Origin of the sequence: Aeromonas bestiarum, assembly GCF_028751155.1 — a bacterium.
In the GTDB taxonomy this organism is placed as follows: Bacteria; Pseudomonadota; Gammaproteobacteria; order Enterobacterales; family Aeromonadaceae; genus Aeromonas; species Aeromonas bestiarum.
The window spans coordinates 743,214-759,125 of record NZ_CP064746.1 but is presented as its reverse complement, the minus strand read 5'-3'; the positions used below and the strand labels follow the sequence as shown (position 1 = coordinate 759,125).

General features: G+C 57.7%; 16 protein-coding genes. 12 read left to right on the top strand and 4 right to left on the bottom strand.

Annotated elements, in window-relative coordinates; translation table 11 throughout:
* Positions 1-20: 20 nt before the first annotated feature.
* On the bottom strand, positions 21-1,391 hold the full coding sequence (gene mpl, locus IU367_RS03725) for a UDP-N-acetylmuramate:L-alanyl-gamma-D-glutamyl-meso-diaminopimelate ligase (protein WP_274453478.1): 1,371 nt from the start codon (positions 1,389-1,391) through the stop codon (positions 21-23).
* Positions 1,392-1,625: 234 nt separating this feature from the next.
* Here mpl and ppa point away from each other — a divergent pair, with 234 nt between their 5' ends.
* A complete protein-coding gene (gene ppa, locus IU367_RS03720) occupies positions 1,626-2,156 on the top strand; it encodes an inorganic diphosphatase (RefSeq protein ID WP_042869457.1) in 531 nt (176 codons plus the stop codon).
* 24 nt (positions 2,157-2,180) lie between these two features.
* Here ppa and IU367_RS03715 read toward each other — a convergent pair whose 3' ends face one another.
* Positions 2,181-2,543: a hypothetical protein gene (locus IU367_RS03715; RefSeq protein WP_370464966.1), complete on the bottom strand. Its 363-nt coding sequence runs from the start codon at positions 2,541-2,543 to the stop codon at positions 2,181-2,183.
* Positions 2,544-2,667: 124 nt separating this feature from the next.
* Between IU367_RS03715 and IU367_RS03710 the strand changes: the two genes are divergently transcribed.
* The 11 genes from IU367_RS03710 (at position 2,668) to IU367_RS03660 (ending at position 13,547) form a co-directional block, all read left to right on the top strand.
* Complete coding sequence (locus IU367_RS03710) at positions 2,668-3,546, top strand: hypothetical protein (RefSeq protein WP_043138746.1); 879 nt, start codon at positions 2,668-2,670, stop codon at positions 3,544-3,546.
* A gap of 264 nt (positions 3,547-3,810) precedes the next feature.
* Positions 3,811-4,353: a YtfJ family protein gene (locus IU367_RS03705; protein ID WP_043138743.1), complete on the top strand. Its 543-nt coding sequence runs from the start codon at positions 3,811-3,813 to the stop codon at positions 4,351-4,353.
* A gap of 44 nt (positions 4,354-4,397) precedes the next feature.
* A complete protein-coding gene (locus IU367_RS03700) occupies positions 4,398-4,688 on the top strand; it encodes a hypothetical protein (protein ID WP_274453476.1) in 291 nt (96 codons plus the stop codon).
* 36 nt (positions 4,689-4,724) lie between these two features.
* Positions 4,725-5,303 (top strand): DUF2796 domain-containing protein, encoded by a 579-nt coding sequence (locus IU367_RS03695; protein ID WP_274453475.1) that lies wholly within the window; start codon positions 4,725-4,727, stop codon positions 5,301-5,303.
* A 4-nt stretch (positions 5,304-5,307) separates the two neighbouring features.
* Positions 5,308-5,997 carry an ABC transporter ATP-binding protein gene (locus tag IU367_RS03690; RefSeq protein WP_241280790.1) on the top strand — a complete coding sequence of 230 codons (690 nt, stop codon included), beginning with the start codon at positions 5,308-5,310 and terminating at the stop codon, positions 5,995-5,997.
* 76 nt (positions 5,998-6,073) lie between these two features.
* On the top strand, positions 6,074-7,321 hold the full coding sequence (locus IU367_RS03685; RefSeq protein ID WP_274453474.1) for an ABC transporter permease: 1,248 nt from the start codon (positions 6,074-6,076) through the stop codon (positions 7,319-7,321).
* A 25-nt stretch (positions 7,322-7,346) separates the two neighbouring features.
* A complete protein-coding gene (locus IU367_RS03680) occupies positions 7,347-7,826 on the top strand; it encodes a DUF3299 domain-containing protein (protein WP_274453473.1) in 480 nt (159 codons plus the stop codon).
* Between the two features lie 244 nt (positions 7,827-8,070).
* Positions 8,071-8,937, top strand: a complete 867-nt coding sequence (locus tag IU367_RS03675; RefSeq protein WP_274453472.1) for a TIGR03899 family protein — start codon at positions 8,071-8,073, stop codon at positions 8,935-8,937.
* Between the two features lie 273 nt (positions 8,938-9,210).
* A complete protein-coding gene (locus tag IU367_RS03670; RefSeq protein ID WP_274453471.1) occupies positions 9,211-10,839 on the top strand; it encodes a methyl-accepting chemotaxis protein in 1,629 nt (542 codons plus the stop codon).
* A gap of 727 nt (positions 10,840-11,566) precedes the next feature.
* Positions 11,567-12,964 carry a KAP family P-loop NTPase fold protein gene (locus tag IU367_RS03665; protein ID WP_274453470.1) on the top strand — a complete coding sequence of 466 codons (1,398 nt, stop codon included), beginning with the start codon at positions 11,567-11,569 and terminating at the stop codon, positions 12,962-12,964.
* Positions 12,965-13,115: 151 nt separating this feature from the next.
* Positions 13,116-13,547 (top strand): hypothetical protein, encoded by a 432-nt coding sequence (locus tag IU367_RS03660; RefSeq protein ID WP_274453469.1) that lies wholly within the window; start codon positions 13,116-13,118, stop codon positions 13,545-13,547.
* 156 nt (positions 13,548-13,703) lie between these two features.
* Here the strand turns inward: IU367_RS03660 and cysC are convergent, their stop codons facing one another.
* Both cysC and cysN read right to left on the bottom strand, forming a co-directional pair.
* Positions 13,704-14,297: an adenylyl-sulfate kinase gene (cysC, locus tag IU367_RS03655; RefSeq protein ID WP_274453468.1), complete on the bottom strand. Its 594-nt coding sequence runs from the start codon at positions 14,295-14,297 to the stop codon at positions 13,704-13,706.
* Positions 14,298-14,479: 182 nt separating this feature from the next.
* Positions 14,480-15,907 (bottom strand): sulfate adenylyltransferase subunit CysN, encoded by a 1,428-nt coding sequence (gene cysN / locus IU367_RS03650; RefSeq protein WP_274453467.1) that lies wholly within the window; start codon positions 15,905-15,907, stop codon positions 14,480-14,482.
* Between the last annotated feature and the right edge of the window lie 5 nt (positions 15,908-15,912).

Below are 15,912 nucleotides of genomic sequence, written 5' to 3'. Positions count from 1 at the left end.
AAGCGGACTCATCAAGGACGTCATAGTTGACCGTGATAATCCTTGAGGCGAGCGATCAGCTTGTCATGAATGCCGCCGAAGCCGCCGTTGCTCATGATCAGAATATGATCGCCATCGCGACACTCGGCCACCAGCCGGTTGATCAGGGTATCCAGATCGTTGAACACCTTGGCCGGTCGGCTCATGTGAGCCGTCACCTCGCCGAGATCCCAGCCGATATTGGGCGGCTGGAAGAAGAACACCTCGTCGGCACCGTCGAAGCAGCCGGCCAGCTCTTCCTTGTGAATCCCCAGCTTCATGGTATTGGAGCGAGGCTCCAGCACCGCCAGGATGCGGGCCTTGCCCACCTTGGCGCGCAGCCCGCCGAGGGTGGTCTCGATGGCGGTGGGGTGGTGAGCAAAGTCGTCATAGATGCTGATGCCTGCCACTTCACCCTTGAGCTCCATCCGCCGCTTGGGGGACTTGAACTGGCAGAGGGCGGCTATGCCGTGCTCCACCATGACACCGGCGTGACGGGCGGCGGCGATGGCCATCAGGCCGTTGTTGACGTTGTGCTCGCCGATGCACTCCCAGTGCACCTCGCCCTGCTTCTGCCCATCCAGCCACACCTCGAAGGCGGAGCCGTCGTCGGCCAGCTTGACCGCCTTCCACTTGGCGTCGTCCTGACCCACCAGCTCCACCTCGCTCCAGCAGCCCATCTTGCGCACCGCGGTGAGGTTGTCATCTGCCTGCGGGAACAGCACCCGGCCGTTGCTCGGCACTGTGCGCATCAGGTGATGGAACTGGCGCTGGATGGCGGCCAGATCCGGGAATATGTCCGCGTGATCGAACTCCAGGTTGTTCATCACCAGGGTACGCGGATGGTAGTGGACGAACTTGGAGCGCTTGTCGAAGAAGGCGCAGTCATACTCGTCCGCTTCGATGACGAAGAAGGGGGCGGAACCGAGACGGGCGGAAACCGGGAAGTTGCCCGGCACACCGCCGATGAGGAAGCCCGGCTCCAGCTTGGCGTATTCGAGCACCCAGGCCAGCATGCTGGCGGTGGTGGTCTTGCCATGGGTGCCTGCCACGGCCAGCACCCAGCGATCCTGCAGCACATGCTCCAGCAGCCACTGGGGGCCTGAGATATAGGGCAGATTGCGGTCCAGCACATACTCCACGCAGGGATTGCCACGACTCATGGCGTTGCCGACCACCACCAGATCCGGCGCAGGATCGAGCTGGGACGGGTCATAGCCCTCGGTCAGCTCTATGCCCTGTTGCTCGAGCTGGGTACTCATGGGGGGATAAACGTTGGCATCCGAGCCTGTGACTCGATAACCAAGCTGTTTTGCCAACACCGCCAGACCACCCATGAAGGTGCCGCAGATCCCGAGGATGTGAATGTGCATACCGCTGCCTTTTCCAGTAAAGGGAGTGCGCATTCTAGGGTCTGTTGAGGTTGGGTCGCAAGCCGCGGGCGCGACGAGACGTCAATCGACCCAGACAAGCGGGCCGCCATTTGGCCGACCCGGGCAGCACGGCATCAGCCAAGGTGGTCACAGTGCCCTTGAAATATGGTCATTTGACGCGACATCGCTATAATATCGGCCTGCAAACTTGACTCCAACACTGAAGGAAACGTCATGAGCCTGAACCTGGTACCGGCTGGCAAGAGCCTGCCCGACGACATCTACGTCATCATCGAAATCCCGCAGAATGCCGACCCGATCAAATACGAAGTCGACAAGGACAGCGGTGCCATCTTCGTTGATCGCTTCATGTCGACCCCTATGTTCTACCCGTGCAACTACGGTTACGTGAACGCCACCCTGTCTCTGGATGGTGATCCGGTCGACGTTCTGGTTCCGACTCCCTACCCGCTGCTGGCCGGCTCCGTCATTCGCTGCCGCCCGGTCGGCGTGCTGAAAATGACCGACGAATCTGGCGAAGATGCCAAGATCGTGGCCGTGCCGCACTCCAAGCTGACCAAGCAGTACGACCACATCAAGGATGTGAACGATCTGCCCGAGCTGTTGCGCGCCCAGATCCAGCACTTCTTCGAGCGCTACAAAGAGCTGGAAGCGGGCAAATGGGTCAAGGTGGAAGGTTGGGGCGACAAGGCTGCTGCCGAAGCCGAGATCGTTACCTCTGCCGAGCGTTACGCTGCCAAGTAAGCGTACCCTCGCAAAAAAGGCGCCTCAGGGCGCCTTTTCTATTGGCTGTTGCGGGCGCTGACCCGGCGTCACACCACTGGGATCCCCCTGAATATAGATGTCACGGCCATCCTGCCGATAGGGCCGGTAATAGTCGCCACCGCAGCGATAACCCCCGCCCTGCTCACTCATCAGCTCGCAGTTGACCGGCAACACCTCCAGCCACTTGATTGCCTGCTGGAAACGCAGCCACTCCTGCCATTCATGTTCCCGCGCCAGCTTGTCCCGCAGGGCAAAGGTATCCGCGCTGGACATCCCCTTGTTGACGATCACCTGGCCCGCCGCTGCAGGCAAGGCGGCCAACAGCAACAACAGCAGTGGAATTCGCTTCATGACGGTTTCCTGTATGACTTATTTCCAGAATTAAATTTAAAGTCTTATCAGACTGTTACCCAGATCATCAAAACTAAGCTCATCCAAATCCGGCCGGCTCACCTAGTTGTTTATTATCACCCCGAGCAGGATGCACATCATGAAACTGGCACAAGGTCTGTTGTTGAGTCTAGTGTTCGCATCCACGGTCGGCGCCAACGAAGTCAACCTGAGCTGGCAGTGGCAGTCTGCCGACGGCCAGCAGAAGCACCTGCAGCTCAATGCGGACGAGCGCATCATGTCCGCCAGTCGCCACCAGATGACCCAGCTCGACGCCTCTCTCAACTATCCGCTGGAAACACTCTACTCCTACATAAGCCCGCGCCTTTACAACAGCATCAACCTGATCAACCAGACCAGTCCCGAAACCGCCACCAAGTTTCGCAATCTGGAGCAGGCCTTCACCCTGCACGACGACAGCATGGAGTCGACCCTGTTCTGGCAGGCCTACCAGCAATATCAGGAAGATGCCTTCTACCAGATGCGGGTGGTGCCCTGCGTGCATCCGGCCAATCGCAAGCTGCCCTGCGTGCGCCCCAACTACTCCCAGCTGTTCTACCAGTTCAAGGGCGACCTCAGGCCCCTGGCGAAGCAGTTTTCCGCCAAGGATCTGGCCACCAGCGTCGGTCTGCTGCAGGAGTGGCTGAGCGCCATCCCCACGCCTCCCGAGCAGATGGATCACTTCGCCCCGCCCCTGCAGGCCTTGCAGGACAACAAGGCCGACAGCGACGAGAAGGCTCTGCTGATGGCAAGCCTCTTGGCCGAGCTGGCGCCGCAATACATGCTCAGCATCATATACCCCAACATCAGCATCGGCAGCGTCTCGCCAGCCTGGCTGGCCATCACGGCCGACAGCGGCCTGAAGGGCGATACCCTGATGATCGGCAATCAGCGCCACGTCTTGCTGACCGGCTCGCCCCTGTTGGCCCAGCAGATGACCATGGCCAAGATCCCGCTGATCAGCGAACCCTTGTATTGAGCCACGCCCGCCATGCCGGTTGAACCCCAACCGGCTCAACCGAAGCACACTCCTCAAACCAGTTGATAACTAATTGATTTTTATCGACTGCGTGCCATCCTAGCCGCCTTTGCCAGCCGCAGTCTGCGCTGGCGGGCGGCCCGCTCGGCTCATTCGCGAGCTTATTTAACACTTTTTAAACAGATCCGATCAGTTTAGGATGAGTTCTGCCCCATTCCCTCAAGTGAAAAATCGTTATAACATAACAAAAGGAGTGTCATCAGGATGAAACATCTCGTACTTACTCTGGCGCTGCTGCCAACTCTGGTCATGGCTCACAACATCAAGGAGTCTGCCCAGGTACCGCTGGTCAACATCAGCGACAAGGGTGAGCTGGTACTGCAAGAGAAAGCGGTCAGCTACCAACCCTGGCAAAGCAAGGTACTGACTGGCAAAGTCTTTTTGATCCAGCACATCGCGGGTCGCTCCAGTGCCAAGGAGCTGAACGCCCCCATGATCGAGGCGATAAAGGCGGCCAAGCTGCCCCACGACAAGTACCAGACGGTCACCATCATCAACAGCAATGACGCCATCTGGGGCACCTCCGGCTTTGTGAAGAGCAGTGCCGAAGACAGCAAGAAAGAGTTCCCCTGGTCCGCCATGGTACTGGATGCCAAGGGCATGGCCCGCAATGCCTGGGATCTCGCGCCGGAAAGCTCGGCCATCATACTGCTGGATAAAGAGGGCAAGGTGCTGTTTGCCAAAGATGGCCAGCTCGATGCCAACAACATTGCTACCGTGATGGGGCTCATCCAGTCCCATCTCTGAATCAGAGAGAAGGGGCGCTGATGGCGCCCCTTTCATAAGGGTCTATGGGTCGTTTCAAGCTGAAAATCTGGTTGTTGCTGCTGGGCTGGTTGTGGTTGCAACCGGCGCTGGCACAACACCCGCTGGAAGCCGACCTGCCCGGTCATAGCCACACTTGCGTCCTCTGCGCCCTCCATCTCGATGGCAAGCTGGCACTGACGCCCAACGTGCCCATCCCAGTCCCGCATGTGGTCATCGGCAAGCTAGCTGATATCGCCTTGCCCACCACCGATTCCACCTTTTCAGGCCAGTGCCGCATTCGTGCCCCGCCTCACTTTCATTGCTTCTCCCACTGAACATTTCTCTTATCAATTGTTTCAAAAGGATTAACGATGAAAGCAGTCACACTGTTACTGGCGGCAGCCGCCTTTGGCGTGCAAGCAAATCACGACGAGCATGAGAGTCACGGCCACGGTGCCCACGAGCACGGCCACGGCCACCTCAACCTGGTGCTCGATGGCAACCAGTTGATGCTCGAGCTGCAGGCTCCCGCCGCCGATCTGGTGGGCTTCGAGCACGCCGCCAAGAGCGACGAGGAGAAGGCGCAATACGCCAAGGCCATGGCTCAGCTCAAGCAAGCCGATACCCTGTTTCGCTTCGACCCGGCGGCCGGCTGCAAGCTGACCCAGCAGGAACTCAATGCGGCCAAGGAAGATCATGACCATGACCATGACCATGACCATGAAAAGGCTGGCAGCAGTCATGATGACCACCACCATGATGATGCGGGTCACGCCGATGTGGGTGCCATGTACACCTACACCTGTGAGGCTCCGACCAAGCTGACCGGACTGGAAGCCACCCTGTTCAGCGTCTATCCGAGCCTGGAAAAGCTGAGCGTGCAGGGCATACTGCCCACCGGCCAGACTGCGGCCGAGCTGACCCCATCCGCCAACAAGCTGAGCTGGTAACACCATGAAAAAAGCCGTGGTTGAGATCCGCGATCTGGCCTTCGCCTGGCCGGATCACCAGCCTGTACTCGATCTGCCAGCCCTCGCCATCGGCGAGGGGGAGCGGGTGTTCATCAAGGGGCCATCGGGCTCCGGCAAGTCGACCCTGCTTGGCTTGCTTGCCGGGATCCAGACCGCCAACCACGGCACCCTGGACGTGCTGGGCCAGCCATTGGCCCGGCTCTCGGGCCGTGCCCGTGACCACTTCCGGGCGGCCAATCTGGGTTATATCTTCCAGCAGTTCAATCTGCTGCCATTTTTATCCGTGCTGGACAACGTCACCGCCGCCCTCACCTTCTCGCCCGAGAAGCGGGCCCGTCTTCAGGGGAGTCCCGAGCAGGAGGCGCGCCGCCTGCTGGCGGAGCTGCAGCTGCCGGCCGAGGCGCTGCACAGACCCGTCCACGCCCTCAGCATAGGCCAGCAGCAGCGGGTGGCCGCCGCGCGGGCGCTGATCGGCTCGCCACCGCTGGTGATCGCCGACGAACCCACCTCGGCCCTGGATACCGACAACCGGGCCGCCTTCATCAAGCTGTTGTTCGAGGAGTGTGACAAGCAAGGGTCGACCCTCATCTTCGTCAGTCACGATCCCTATCTCGAACCGCTCTTCCCGCGAGTGGAGAATCTGCAACTGCTCAACCGGAGGGCCATATGCTGAATCCCAATAGCTGTGCCATCTACCCGACCAGACCCGCACCAAAGGGTGTATCCCAGCCACAACACCGGAGGCCGGTATGCTGAAGCTCGCCCTGCAAAGTCTCTGGGCCCGTCGCCTCACCGCCGGGCTGACCCTGTTGGCGGTGGCCATCAGCGTCACCCTGCTGCTCGGGGTGGAGCGGGTGCGCACCCAGGCCCGCGAGAGTTTCTCCAACACCGTCTCGGGTACCGATCTTATCGTCGGCGCCCGCTCCGGCCAGGTGAACCTGCTGCTCTACTCGGTATTTCGCATCGGCAACCCCACCAACAACGTGGGCTGGGAGGCCTATCAGGCCATCAAGACCAAACCCGGCGTCGCCTGGACCATACCTATCTCCCTCGGTGATTCTCACAAGGGCTTTCGGGTGCTCGGCACCAATGGCGACTACTTCACCCATCTGAAGTACGGCCAGCAGCAGGCGCTGCAACTGCGGGAGGGGCGGCCGTTCGACACGCCGTTCGAGGCGGTACTCGGCGCCCAGGTGGCCGAGAGGCTCGGCTACAAGCTGGATCAGTCCATCGTCATCGCCCACGGCGCAGGCAACACCTCCTTCAGCCAGCACGACAACCTGCCGTTCAAGGTGGTGGGGATACTGGCACCGACCGGCACCCCCATCGATCGCACCATCCACGTGCCGCTGGCCGGGATAGAGGCGATCCACCTGGGCTGGGACACGGGCAGGCACAGCAAGAACGTGACCGCCGAACAGGCGCTGGCGCAGGATCTGACACCCAAAACCATCACCGCCTTTATGGTGGGTCTCAGCAATCGAATACTGGCGTTCCAGCTGCAGCGCAGCGTCAACACCTATCGGGGCGAGCCGCTGATGGCGATCCTGCCGGGGGCCGCCCTGCAGGAGCTGTGGAGCCTGATGAGCGTGGCGGAAACCGCGCTCTCGGTGATCGCCGGCTTCGTGGTGGTGGCGGGCCTCATCGGCATGCTGACCACCTTGCTGGCGGGGCTCAACGAGCGGCGCCGCGAGCTGGCCATCCTGCGCTCCCTGGGGGCAGGCCCCGCCCACCTGTTCCTGTTGCTGGCGCTGGAGGCGATGGCCCTCACTACCGCAGGCATAGCCCTCGGGGTGGCTGTGCTCTATCTGGGACAGGGGCTTGCCACCCCCTGGCTGCTCAGCCACTATGGCCTGCAATTGAGCCTGGGGCTGCCGAGCGCCTACGAATGGCAGTTGCTGGGGCTGGTATGGCTGGCGGGCATGGTGATAGGCCTGCTGCCCGCGGCCAGAGCCTACCGCTACAGCCTGAGCGATGGCATGAGCATTCGTGTCTAGCCCGCATAAAAAGAGAGAAGGACAGATGATGAAGTGGAAAATTGTGGCGCTGCTGGCCAGCCTGCTGACGCTGCCGGCCCTGGCCGCCGATTACAAGACCATCGACTGGGACGTGCTGATCCCGCAAGGGGAACGGCTGTTGCCACCGCCCCAGGTGAGCCACGATGGCGATTTCTCCTCGGTGCCGCAGCCGGTGGGCGGGGTCAACCAGAAGCTGGACAACCAAGACGTGCGGATCCCGGGGTTCGTGGTGCCGCTGGAGGGGGATGCCAAGAAGATCACCGCCTTCCTGCTGGTGCCCTACTTCGGCGCCTGCATCCATGTGCCGCCGCCCCCCACCAACCAGGTGGTCTATGTAAGCTACCCCAAGGGCGCCCCCGTGGATGATCTCTGGGATGCCATCTGGGTGAAGGGCAAGATGCGTACCATCAGTTCCAGCCACGAGATGGCCACCGCCTCCTACTCCATGGAAGCGGTCGAGGTCAGCGTCTACGAAGAGGAATAAGTCAGACATCATGATGCGCGTCTGATGAGCTCCAGCCATGAGATGGCTACCGCCTCCTACTCCATGGAGGCGGGCGAGGTCAGCGTCTACGAAGAGCAGTGAGCCTGCACACACGGCCTCCCGCGGGAGGCCATTTTTTTATCCCCTTGCCCGCCGAAACCGGGACCAGCCCCTGCTTGAGGGATTGCCCGCCATCCCGGTTGGAGTAACATTCAAGGCTAGACCTTGCGATCACGGAGCCAGCATGGCTGACCTGCCCCCGCCCAAGAAAGAGAGTTCCATCCTGAGCAGCCAGGAGCAAACCCTGCGCCTGGCCCGCAGCCGCGGCATAGACGGCATGCTCACCCGCAACAACGACAGCACCTTCGAACAGCGCGCCACCTTTCGCCATCTGGCGGATCAGGCCGCTCGCCAGCGCAATCTGGAAGCCATCATGGTGATGGCCTCCCGCCACTGCGAGGAGACGGCCGCCGGCGGCGAGATGGACAGCGACTGGCTGACCCGCTTCCTGCAACTGGCGGAAGACATCAGCATGGTCCCCATGCAGCAGCTGTGGGGCCGCATCTTCGCCATCGAGATCGCCACTCCCGGCCGTTTCTCCATTCGCGCCCTCACCACCCTCAAGGAGATGACCCAGCGCGAGGCCCAGCTGTTCCAGCGGATCTGCGCCCTCGCCTGCCACTATGCGGGCAGCGATGAGCAGCGTCTGCTGCTGGGGCTGCACAAGGGCGCCAGCCTGCTCAGCCGCGCCAAGGTGACCCGGCTTGGTCTGGGCAAATACCGATTGCCCTACAATGCCCTGTTGCAGCTGTTCGAGCTCGGCCTGCTGCACAAGGGAGAGCTGGAATCCGGTCCGCTGCCCGCCGACGGGGTCGAGCTGGCATTTGGCGACCAGCGCTGGCGCCTGCATCGTAAGCAGACCAACATCACCCTGCTCTACTACCGGCTGACCCCGGTGGGCAACGAGCTCGCCCAGCTGTTGCAGGAGCCACCGCTGGAGGAGTACCTGCAGGATCTGAAAACCGTGCTGGTGCAGGGGCTGCAGATAGAGACCATGATGCAGCCCCCCGAGTCCGAGCTGGAGAGAGTGCCGCCGACTGCCGCCGTCTGAACCCCGGGGCCCCTGTTGGCCCCCTTTCTCTTCTCCCTTGTGGCACGCCAGCCGCACCATATTGCGAAATGCCTCCCCGCTCATTGCCAAATCGATTCTCGAAATGCGAATCGATCTCCTTGCCCACCCCCTCCTGATCCGGATTTGCCGCAAAATCTGACCATTTTGGTCGGATAAACACACTACTAACAAAATCATCATCACCCATGGCGCCATGGTGCATAACTTGCACTGCCCATACATCTTTCCCATCACCGCGTGCAGGACCACACAATGAGAGTCAACCAACCCGTTACCCAGCGTGAGCGTCTCTACCCGGAGCACCAGAGTCTTATTTCCACCACGGACCTGGAAAGCCGCATCACCTATGCCAACGAGGAGTTCTGCAACATAGCGGGGTTCAGCCTGGACGAGCTGCAAGGTGAGCATCACAACCTGGTGCGCCATCCGGACATGCCCAAGCAGGCCTTCGCCGATCTCTGGCATCACATCAAGGACGGCAAGAGCTGGATGGGGCCGGTGAAGAACCGCTGCAAGAATGGCGATCACTACTGGGTCAGCGCCTTCGTCACCCCCATCAAGGATGCCAGCGGCAAGGTGGTGGAATACCAGTCCGTGCGCACGGCCCCCAGCGAGGAGATCAAGCAGCGGGCCGAGCGCATCTATGCCGACCTGCGCAATGACAAGACTCCCCTGGCCCTCAGGCTGCCAACCTTCTCCCACACGCAGGCAGTCACGCTCTGCCTGCTGCTGAGTCTGGCGGCCATGGTCGCGCTGGGGTACGAGCAGGCTGCGGGCTGGCCGTTGGCACTGGCGGCCGTACCGCTGCTGCTGGCAGCCATGATCACCCATGCCCTGGCCCGTCGCCTGGGCAAACTCGACAAGATGGCCCGCAGCCGCTTCGACAACCCGCTGATGCAGCTGCTCTACACCAACAAGGTCGACAACCTGGCCGCCATCGAGCTCGCCATGTTGATGAACCGGGCCGAGTTCAATGCCGTGCTGGCCCGCACCCAGCAGACCTGCGCCCAAATCTTGCGGGCCGCAGAAGGGGATCTGCACAACGCAGAGTCCATCACCAGCAACCTGCAACAGCAGCAGGCCGAGACCAACCTGGTCGCCACCGCCATCACCCAGATGTCAGAGTCGATCAGGGAGGTCTCTCACAGCTCCACCGCCGCCTCCGGCCTGCTGGACGAGACTTCCGAGTTGTTCAAGGAGGGCAACCGCAGCGTGCTGGATACCATAGGCGCGGTCGAGGGGATGCATGACGAGATCACCACCTCCAAGACGGTGATCCACACCCTGGCGGGGCAGTGCCGGGATATAGACGGCATTCTCGATGTGATCAACAGCATCGCCAACCAGACCAATCTGCTCGCCCTCAACGCGGCCATAGAGGCGGCCCGGGCCGGCGAGGCGGGCCGTGGCTTCTCCGTGGTGGCGGACGAGATCCGCTCGCTCGCCATCAAGACCCAGTCATCCACCGGCGAGATCCAGAAGATGATCAGCCTGTTGCAGGCCAGTGCGGGCAATGCGGAACAGGCGATGGAGAAAGGGGGGCAACTCTCGGCCAGCTGTCAGCAGAAGGCCTCAGCCACCGGCACCATATTGCAGCAGATCAACAGCATGCTGCAGCAGGTCGCCTCCGGCAGTGGCCAGATAGCCCAGGCGGTACAAGAGCAGTCCCAGGTCACGGCCGACATCAATCGCAACGTGCTCAGCATCAAGACCCTGGCCGATGACTCAAGCCAGGGCAGCCAGCATGCCGTGCACGGCATCATTCAGCTGGTGCGGCAGCTGAGCGAGCTGGATCGGCTGGTGCGCCAGTTCCAGCAGCAGCCCGCCCCCCGTCAACTCAGCGAGCAACTCGCCAACGGACGGGTTGTACTCGCCCGCTGATCCCAAGACCGTGCGCTAACAATAAAGACGGGCCCCTGTCGTCACCGACAGCGGGCCCATTCATATCTTGTGGGGAGAACGGATCTGACCCAATTAGATCGCGCCCCGCTCACACAGGGCGGTGAGCTGCCCGTGTCCACCCACGCATCACCGACTTGCCCTTGCGGCTATCTCTACATGACCGCTGTGCAGCACAGCACTCAACATGGTGGTTATCCGATTTCACTACCCTGCCCTGATGCGTTGTCGATGTTGAGACACCCCATAACTACCCTATGTTTATTAATTTATTGATCTTGCTCAGAAAGCTAGCATCTCCTGCTTCCTTCCCCAGCCCCGTTCGGTAACATTGCCGTTTGGCAACCTTCTCGTCGGAGTCAGCCATGAGCCAGGCCAGAGCAACACCACAGGTAACAAGCAGCAGACTGGAGGCTGGAATTCAGGGGCGGTAGCGTGGTATTTGCAGGTTGGAGCAGAGCGTCGCGAAGCCCAACAGACAAGCATTATCCCGCCAACCTGAGCGGGATACATATGGATGGGGTCGATCGGTATAAAATTTATCGATACATTTCGCGGTAAACATTGGGCTTCACTACGTTCAACACCTGTCTACGATTTTTACCCCAACATACGAGATGGGCATTCTCAATACCCGTTCATTTTTATAGTGAAACTGATGCGTGCCCCATATGTGTCCCAAATTTAGTTATAAATATTAGGTGGTATGATGATACTTAAAGCACAAGATGTTGAAATTATCGCAGGCAATCCTTTTGCCAACGACAAACTCGACCGTAAAGAAAGCGCAGAAATTCTGACTGAATTTGTACTGTCGTCAAAAGAGCCAATGGTTATTTGCATTGATGCTCCATGGGGACAAGGCAAGACAACATTTTTACGAATGTGGGAGCAGCACCTAAAAGATAACAATATACCAACTCTTTATTTTAATGCTTGGGAAAATGATTTTACAGATGATGCTTTTGTGTCTCTGATTGGTGAAATAGGTTCGCTCATGGCAAATCTTGATGCCTCCGAAAATGAAGGGAAAGCAAGAGAATATTATGAGAAAGCAAAACAAGTAGGATTAGGTCTTGTTAAGCGATCTATCCCTATTGCGGCTAAATTGGCCACAGCTGGAGTCCTTGATTTAGATAAAATGACAGAACAAGCGCTTAGCTCTTTCGCTGAATCAGTTGCAAAGGATCAAATTGAAAAATATGAACGTGCTAAGAAGACACTTGGCGTATTTAGACAACACCTTTCAGAATTTGCAGAGAGTATATCAACTGAAGAAAACAAACCACTAGTATTTATTATTGATGAACTCGATAGATGTCGCCCCACATATTCCATTGAAACACTTGAAAAAGCCAAGCATTTTTTCAATGTATCCAATATTATCTTTGTTTTAGGTGCAGACAAGGAGCAGTTAGGCAATTCAATCAAAGCCGTTTATGGGAGAGACATCAATGTAAATGGATATTTAAGACGCTTTATTGACTTTGATTATCTTTTGCCATCCCCAGAAAAAGGCAAGTTTGTTAATGCATTATTTGCCCAGTATGCATTCAGAGATTACTTCTCAACAAAAAAAGCAGAAAGTACACGATATGAAGGAGAGCAGGCTCTAGAGATATTTACTGAGCTATTTGATATATACCAATTAACTCTGCGTGAGCAAACTCATTGCTGCTCATTATTAAGTCTGTCGATACGAACAACCCCATCAAATTATAAGCTATTCCCATTGTTTTTAGGTCTACTTATCGTTTTAAAAGTGAAACAGCCTGAAGTATATAAACGATTTGTATCTGGTTCTCTTTCTCCTATTCAGCTCGTCGAACATGTCAAGGTTGCAGACAAAAAAGGAACCTTATTTGAAAGTAACTATGGCATGGCTTTAGAGGCATACATTATCGCTAGTAATTCAAATCACTTCGTCAGTGAAGAAATAAAGGTGCCTTACATCAAGATACGCGACACTGAAAGTTCATTAGAAACCGAAAAGCGTCGAGCTGCCCACATCCTCAATATATTAGATATTTTTGATAGGGATGGTGGCATTGGTTCTTTAGGCTATCTTGTTAAGAAAATAGAGATTGCTTCACGTTTTAGTACGTAAAAATTACCCATGAAAAAATATTAATATCAATGCACAATTGCGTGGTATTTTCACTATGCATTGCACTTAGTATTTAAGTGCCATTTGTAATGATATTGATATGCCACTACCTATTGGTTGACCATCAAAAAAACATTGAAGGAATAGTGCGATGAGGTTCTTGTTTTTTATATCATCAGCGTTTTTTATTATTTCTTGTGCATCCGTGCCTAAAAGTGCCTATGAGAGCGGTTGGAATAATGATATTAGCAACAACATATACAAAGAATGTGCACCTGTATGGTTAGAAAAAGACGTTTTCGTACCACAAAACTTAAACCGACTAGTACAACTAAAGCTACTAAGTGCTAATGATGCTAGCAGAGTCAAAGTCGCAGATTTAAGGACTGGTGACTCGGAATGCCTAATCTACGCAACATACGGCCTAAATCGCAGCAAAGTGAACTTTGTAATAAACAAAGATAAACAACTAATTAGTAAAACCGTTACCTATTCATGCAAAAACAGTCAAGTTAAATGCCCTGGTGCAGAAATAAAAATCATCGATGGGAAGATCAGCACTATCAAAAAGTTACCTAATTAATGACATGATTTTTGTCAGATTAAAAACATCCATTCGTCAATAGACACTTCCCCCCTTTATGCATGGAGGTGATGACGACAGTGATATAATTGAAAAGCAATAAACAAGGGGGCAAACGCCCCCTTGTTTATCAATAATCCGACCAGCCAATAGACCTTACTCGATCCCCCCCAGCCGCCTTAGAGCAGTAATCAACTCATCCACCAGCACTTCCACCGGTTTACCGGCGTTATGCAGATGAATTTCCGGACTTTCCGGCGCCTCGTAAGCAGAACCGATACCAGTAAAGTTGCGGATTTCCCCGGCCCGCGCCTTTTTGTAGAGCCCCTTGGGATCCCGCTCCTCGCAGACGGAGAGCGGCGCATCGACAAAGACCTCGACAAACTCCCCCTCGCCCAACAGATTGCGCACCAGCTCCCGCTCGGCACGGAACGGCGAGATAAAGGCGGTGAGCACGATAAGTCCCGCATCCACCATGAGTTTTGCCACCTCGCCGACCCGGCGGATATTCTCCTGGCGGGCCGCGTCATCGAAGCCGAGATCGCCGCAGAGGCCGTGGCGCACATTGTCCCCATCCAGCAGATAGGTGTGCTTGCCCTCGGCGGCCAGCGCCTGCTCCAGCGCCCCCGCCAGGGTAGACTTGCCCGCCCCCGACAGCCCGGTGAACCAGATCACCAGAGGTTTCTGCCCTTTCAATTCGGCCCGGCTCTGTTTGTCGACGGCATGCTGGTGCCACACGATATTACTCATCCTAACTCCTCGATCACTCAGGCCCATCAACATGGGGAAGGAACCAGCGAGCCCCCCACCCTCTCCCTGAGGGAGAGGGAATATTAACCTTCTTCTCCCTCTCTTTTTTAGTCGGCGGGAGCAGGGTTGGGGATGAGGGGACGCGCTTCATCGCGCCCTCTCCCAAGGGAGGGCGCTTGGCTCTACTGCTTGCCGCTGTCGTTGCCGATGGCCAGCGCCTGCCAGTGCGGGAAGTGCTTGCGCACCAGGGCGTTGAGCTCTATCTCAAACTCGCTGTATTGCCCTGCCACCGCCTTGGCCGCCAGGCCTTCCACTATCATGCCGGCCCCGACGGTGACGTTGCTCAACCGGTCGATCAGGATGAAGCTGCCGGTGTCGCGGATCTCCCGGTATGGATCGAACGCCACCGGGTCGGTCAGGCTCAGCTCGCACAGGCCTATCTCGTTGAGCTTGAGCTCGGAGGCCGCCAGCTCGTCCAACTTGTTGATCTCGATGCGGTGGCGGATGGCCTCCACCTGACCACGGGTCTTCTTGGTGGCCAGCTTGATGTCATAGACCCGGCCCGGTTGCAGGGACTCCTCCCCCATCCAGACGATATGGGCCAGCACGTTCTGGGTCACCTGGGGTTGCCTTGCGGCATCCACCAGCAGATCGCCGCGGCTGATGTCGATTTCATCGGCAAAGGTGACAGTGATGGCCTGACCCGGCAGGGCGTACTCCAGATCCCCGTCGAAGGTGACGATGCGGGTCACTGTGCTCTGCTTGCCGGACGGCAGCACAGCCAGCTTGTCGCCGACCCGCAGGATGCCGGCCGCGAGCGTGCCCGCGAAGCCGCGAAAGTCCAGGTTGGGGCGGTTCACATACTGCACCGGCAGGCGTACCGGATGACGCTCCAGTTCGCGCTCCACCTCGGCATTTTCCAGTAGGGAGAGCAGGGTTTCGCCCTGATACCAGGCCAGCTTGTCGCTTGGGTTGACCACGTTGTCACCGTCCAGCGCCGAGACAGGCACTATCTGTATGGTGTCGACGCTGAGCTTCTTGGCGAACTCGCGATAATCGGCACTGATGCGCTCGAATACCTCCTGGCTGAACTCCACCAGATCCATCTTGTTGACCGCCACCACGAACTGCTTGATGCCGAGCAGGCTGGCAATAAAGCTGTGGCGACGGGTCTGATCCAGCACCCCCTTGCGGGCATCGATCAGAATGATGGCCAGATCGCAGGTAGAGGCGCCGGTGGCCATGTTGCGGGTGTACTGCTCGTGGCCCGGAGTATCCGAGATGATAAATTTGCGCTTGGCGGTGGAAAAATAGCGGTAGGCCACGTCTATGGTGATGCCCTGCTCACGCTCCGCCTGCAGGCCGTCCACCAAGAGCGCCAGATCGAGTTTTTCGCCCGTGGTGCCGAGCTTCTGGCTGTCGGACTCCAGCGCCTTGAGCTGATCTTCATAGATCTGCTGGGAATCGTGCAGCAGGCGCCCTATGAGGGTGCTCTTGCCGTCATCCACGCTGCCGCAGGTGAGAAAGCGCAGCAGGCTCTTGTGTTGCTGAGCGTGCAGGTAGGCTTCAATGCCCTGTTCGCTGATGGCGGTCTGAATATGGTTGTTCATGTGTC

Excerpts from the sequence above, each read along its gene's own strand:
- ppa (WP_042869457.1), top strand. The coding sequence starts at position 1,626 with ATGAGCCTGAACCTGGTACCGGCTGGCAAGAGCCTGCCCGACGACATC.
- IU367_RS03665 (WP_274453470.1), top strand. The coding sequence starts at position 11,567 with ATGATACTTAAAGCACAAGATGTTGAAATTATCGCAGGCAATCCTTTT.
- IU367_RS03705 (WP_043138743.1), top strand. The coding sequence starts at position 3,811 with ATGAAACATCTCGTACTTACTCTGGCGCTGCTGCCAACTCTGGTCATG.
- cysN (WP_274453467.1), bottom strand. The coding sequence starts at position 15,907 with ATGAACAACCATATTCAGACCGCCATCAGCGAACAGGGCATTGAAGCC.
- IU367_RS03695 (WP_274453475.1), top strand. The coding sequence starts at position 4,725 with ATGAAAGCAGTCACACTGTTACTGGCGGCAGCCGCCTTTGGCGTGCAA.
- IU367_RS03690 (WP_241280790.1), top strand. The coding sequence starts at position 5,308 with ATGAAAAAAGCCGTGGTTGAGATCCGCGATCTGGCCTTCGCCTGGCCG.
- IU367_RS03700 (WP_274453476.1), top strand. The coding sequence starts at position 4,398 with ATGGGTCGTTTCAAGCTGAAAATCTGGTTGTTGCTGCTGGGCTGGTTG.
- IU367_RS03670 (WP_274453471.1), top strand. The coding sequence starts at position 9,211 with ATGAGAGTCAACCAACCCGTTACCCAGCGTGAGCGTCTCTACCCGGAG.
- IU367_RS03680 (WP_274453473.1), top strand. The coding sequence starts at position 7,347 with ATGATGAAGTGGAAAATTGTGGCGCTGCTGGCCAGCCTGCTGACGCTG.
- IU367_RS03710 (WP_043138746.1), top strand. The coding sequence starts at position 2,668 with ATGAAACTGGCACAAGGTCTGTTGTTGAGTCTAGTGTTCGCATCCACG.
- IU367_RS03675 (WP_274453472.1), top strand. The coding sequence starts at position 8,071 with ATGGCTGACCTGCCCCCGCCCAAGAAAGAGAGTTCCATCCTGAGCAGC.
- cysC (WP_274453468.1), bottom strand. The coding sequence starts at position 14,297 with ATGAGTAATATCGTGTGGCACCAGCATGCCGTCGACAAACAGAGCCGG.
- IU367_RS03660 (WP_274453469.1), top strand. The coding sequence starts at position 13,116 with ATGAGGTTCTTGTTTTTTATATCATCAGCGTTTTTTATTATTTCTTGT.
- mpl (WP_274453478.1), bottom strand. The coding sequence starts at position 1,391 with ATGCACATTCACATCCTCGGGATCTGCGGCACCTTCATGGGTGGTCTG.
- IU367_RS03685 (WP_274453474.1), top strand. The coding sequence starts at position 6,074 with ATGCTGAAGCTCGCCCTGCAAAGTCTCTGGGCCCGTCGCCTCACCGCC.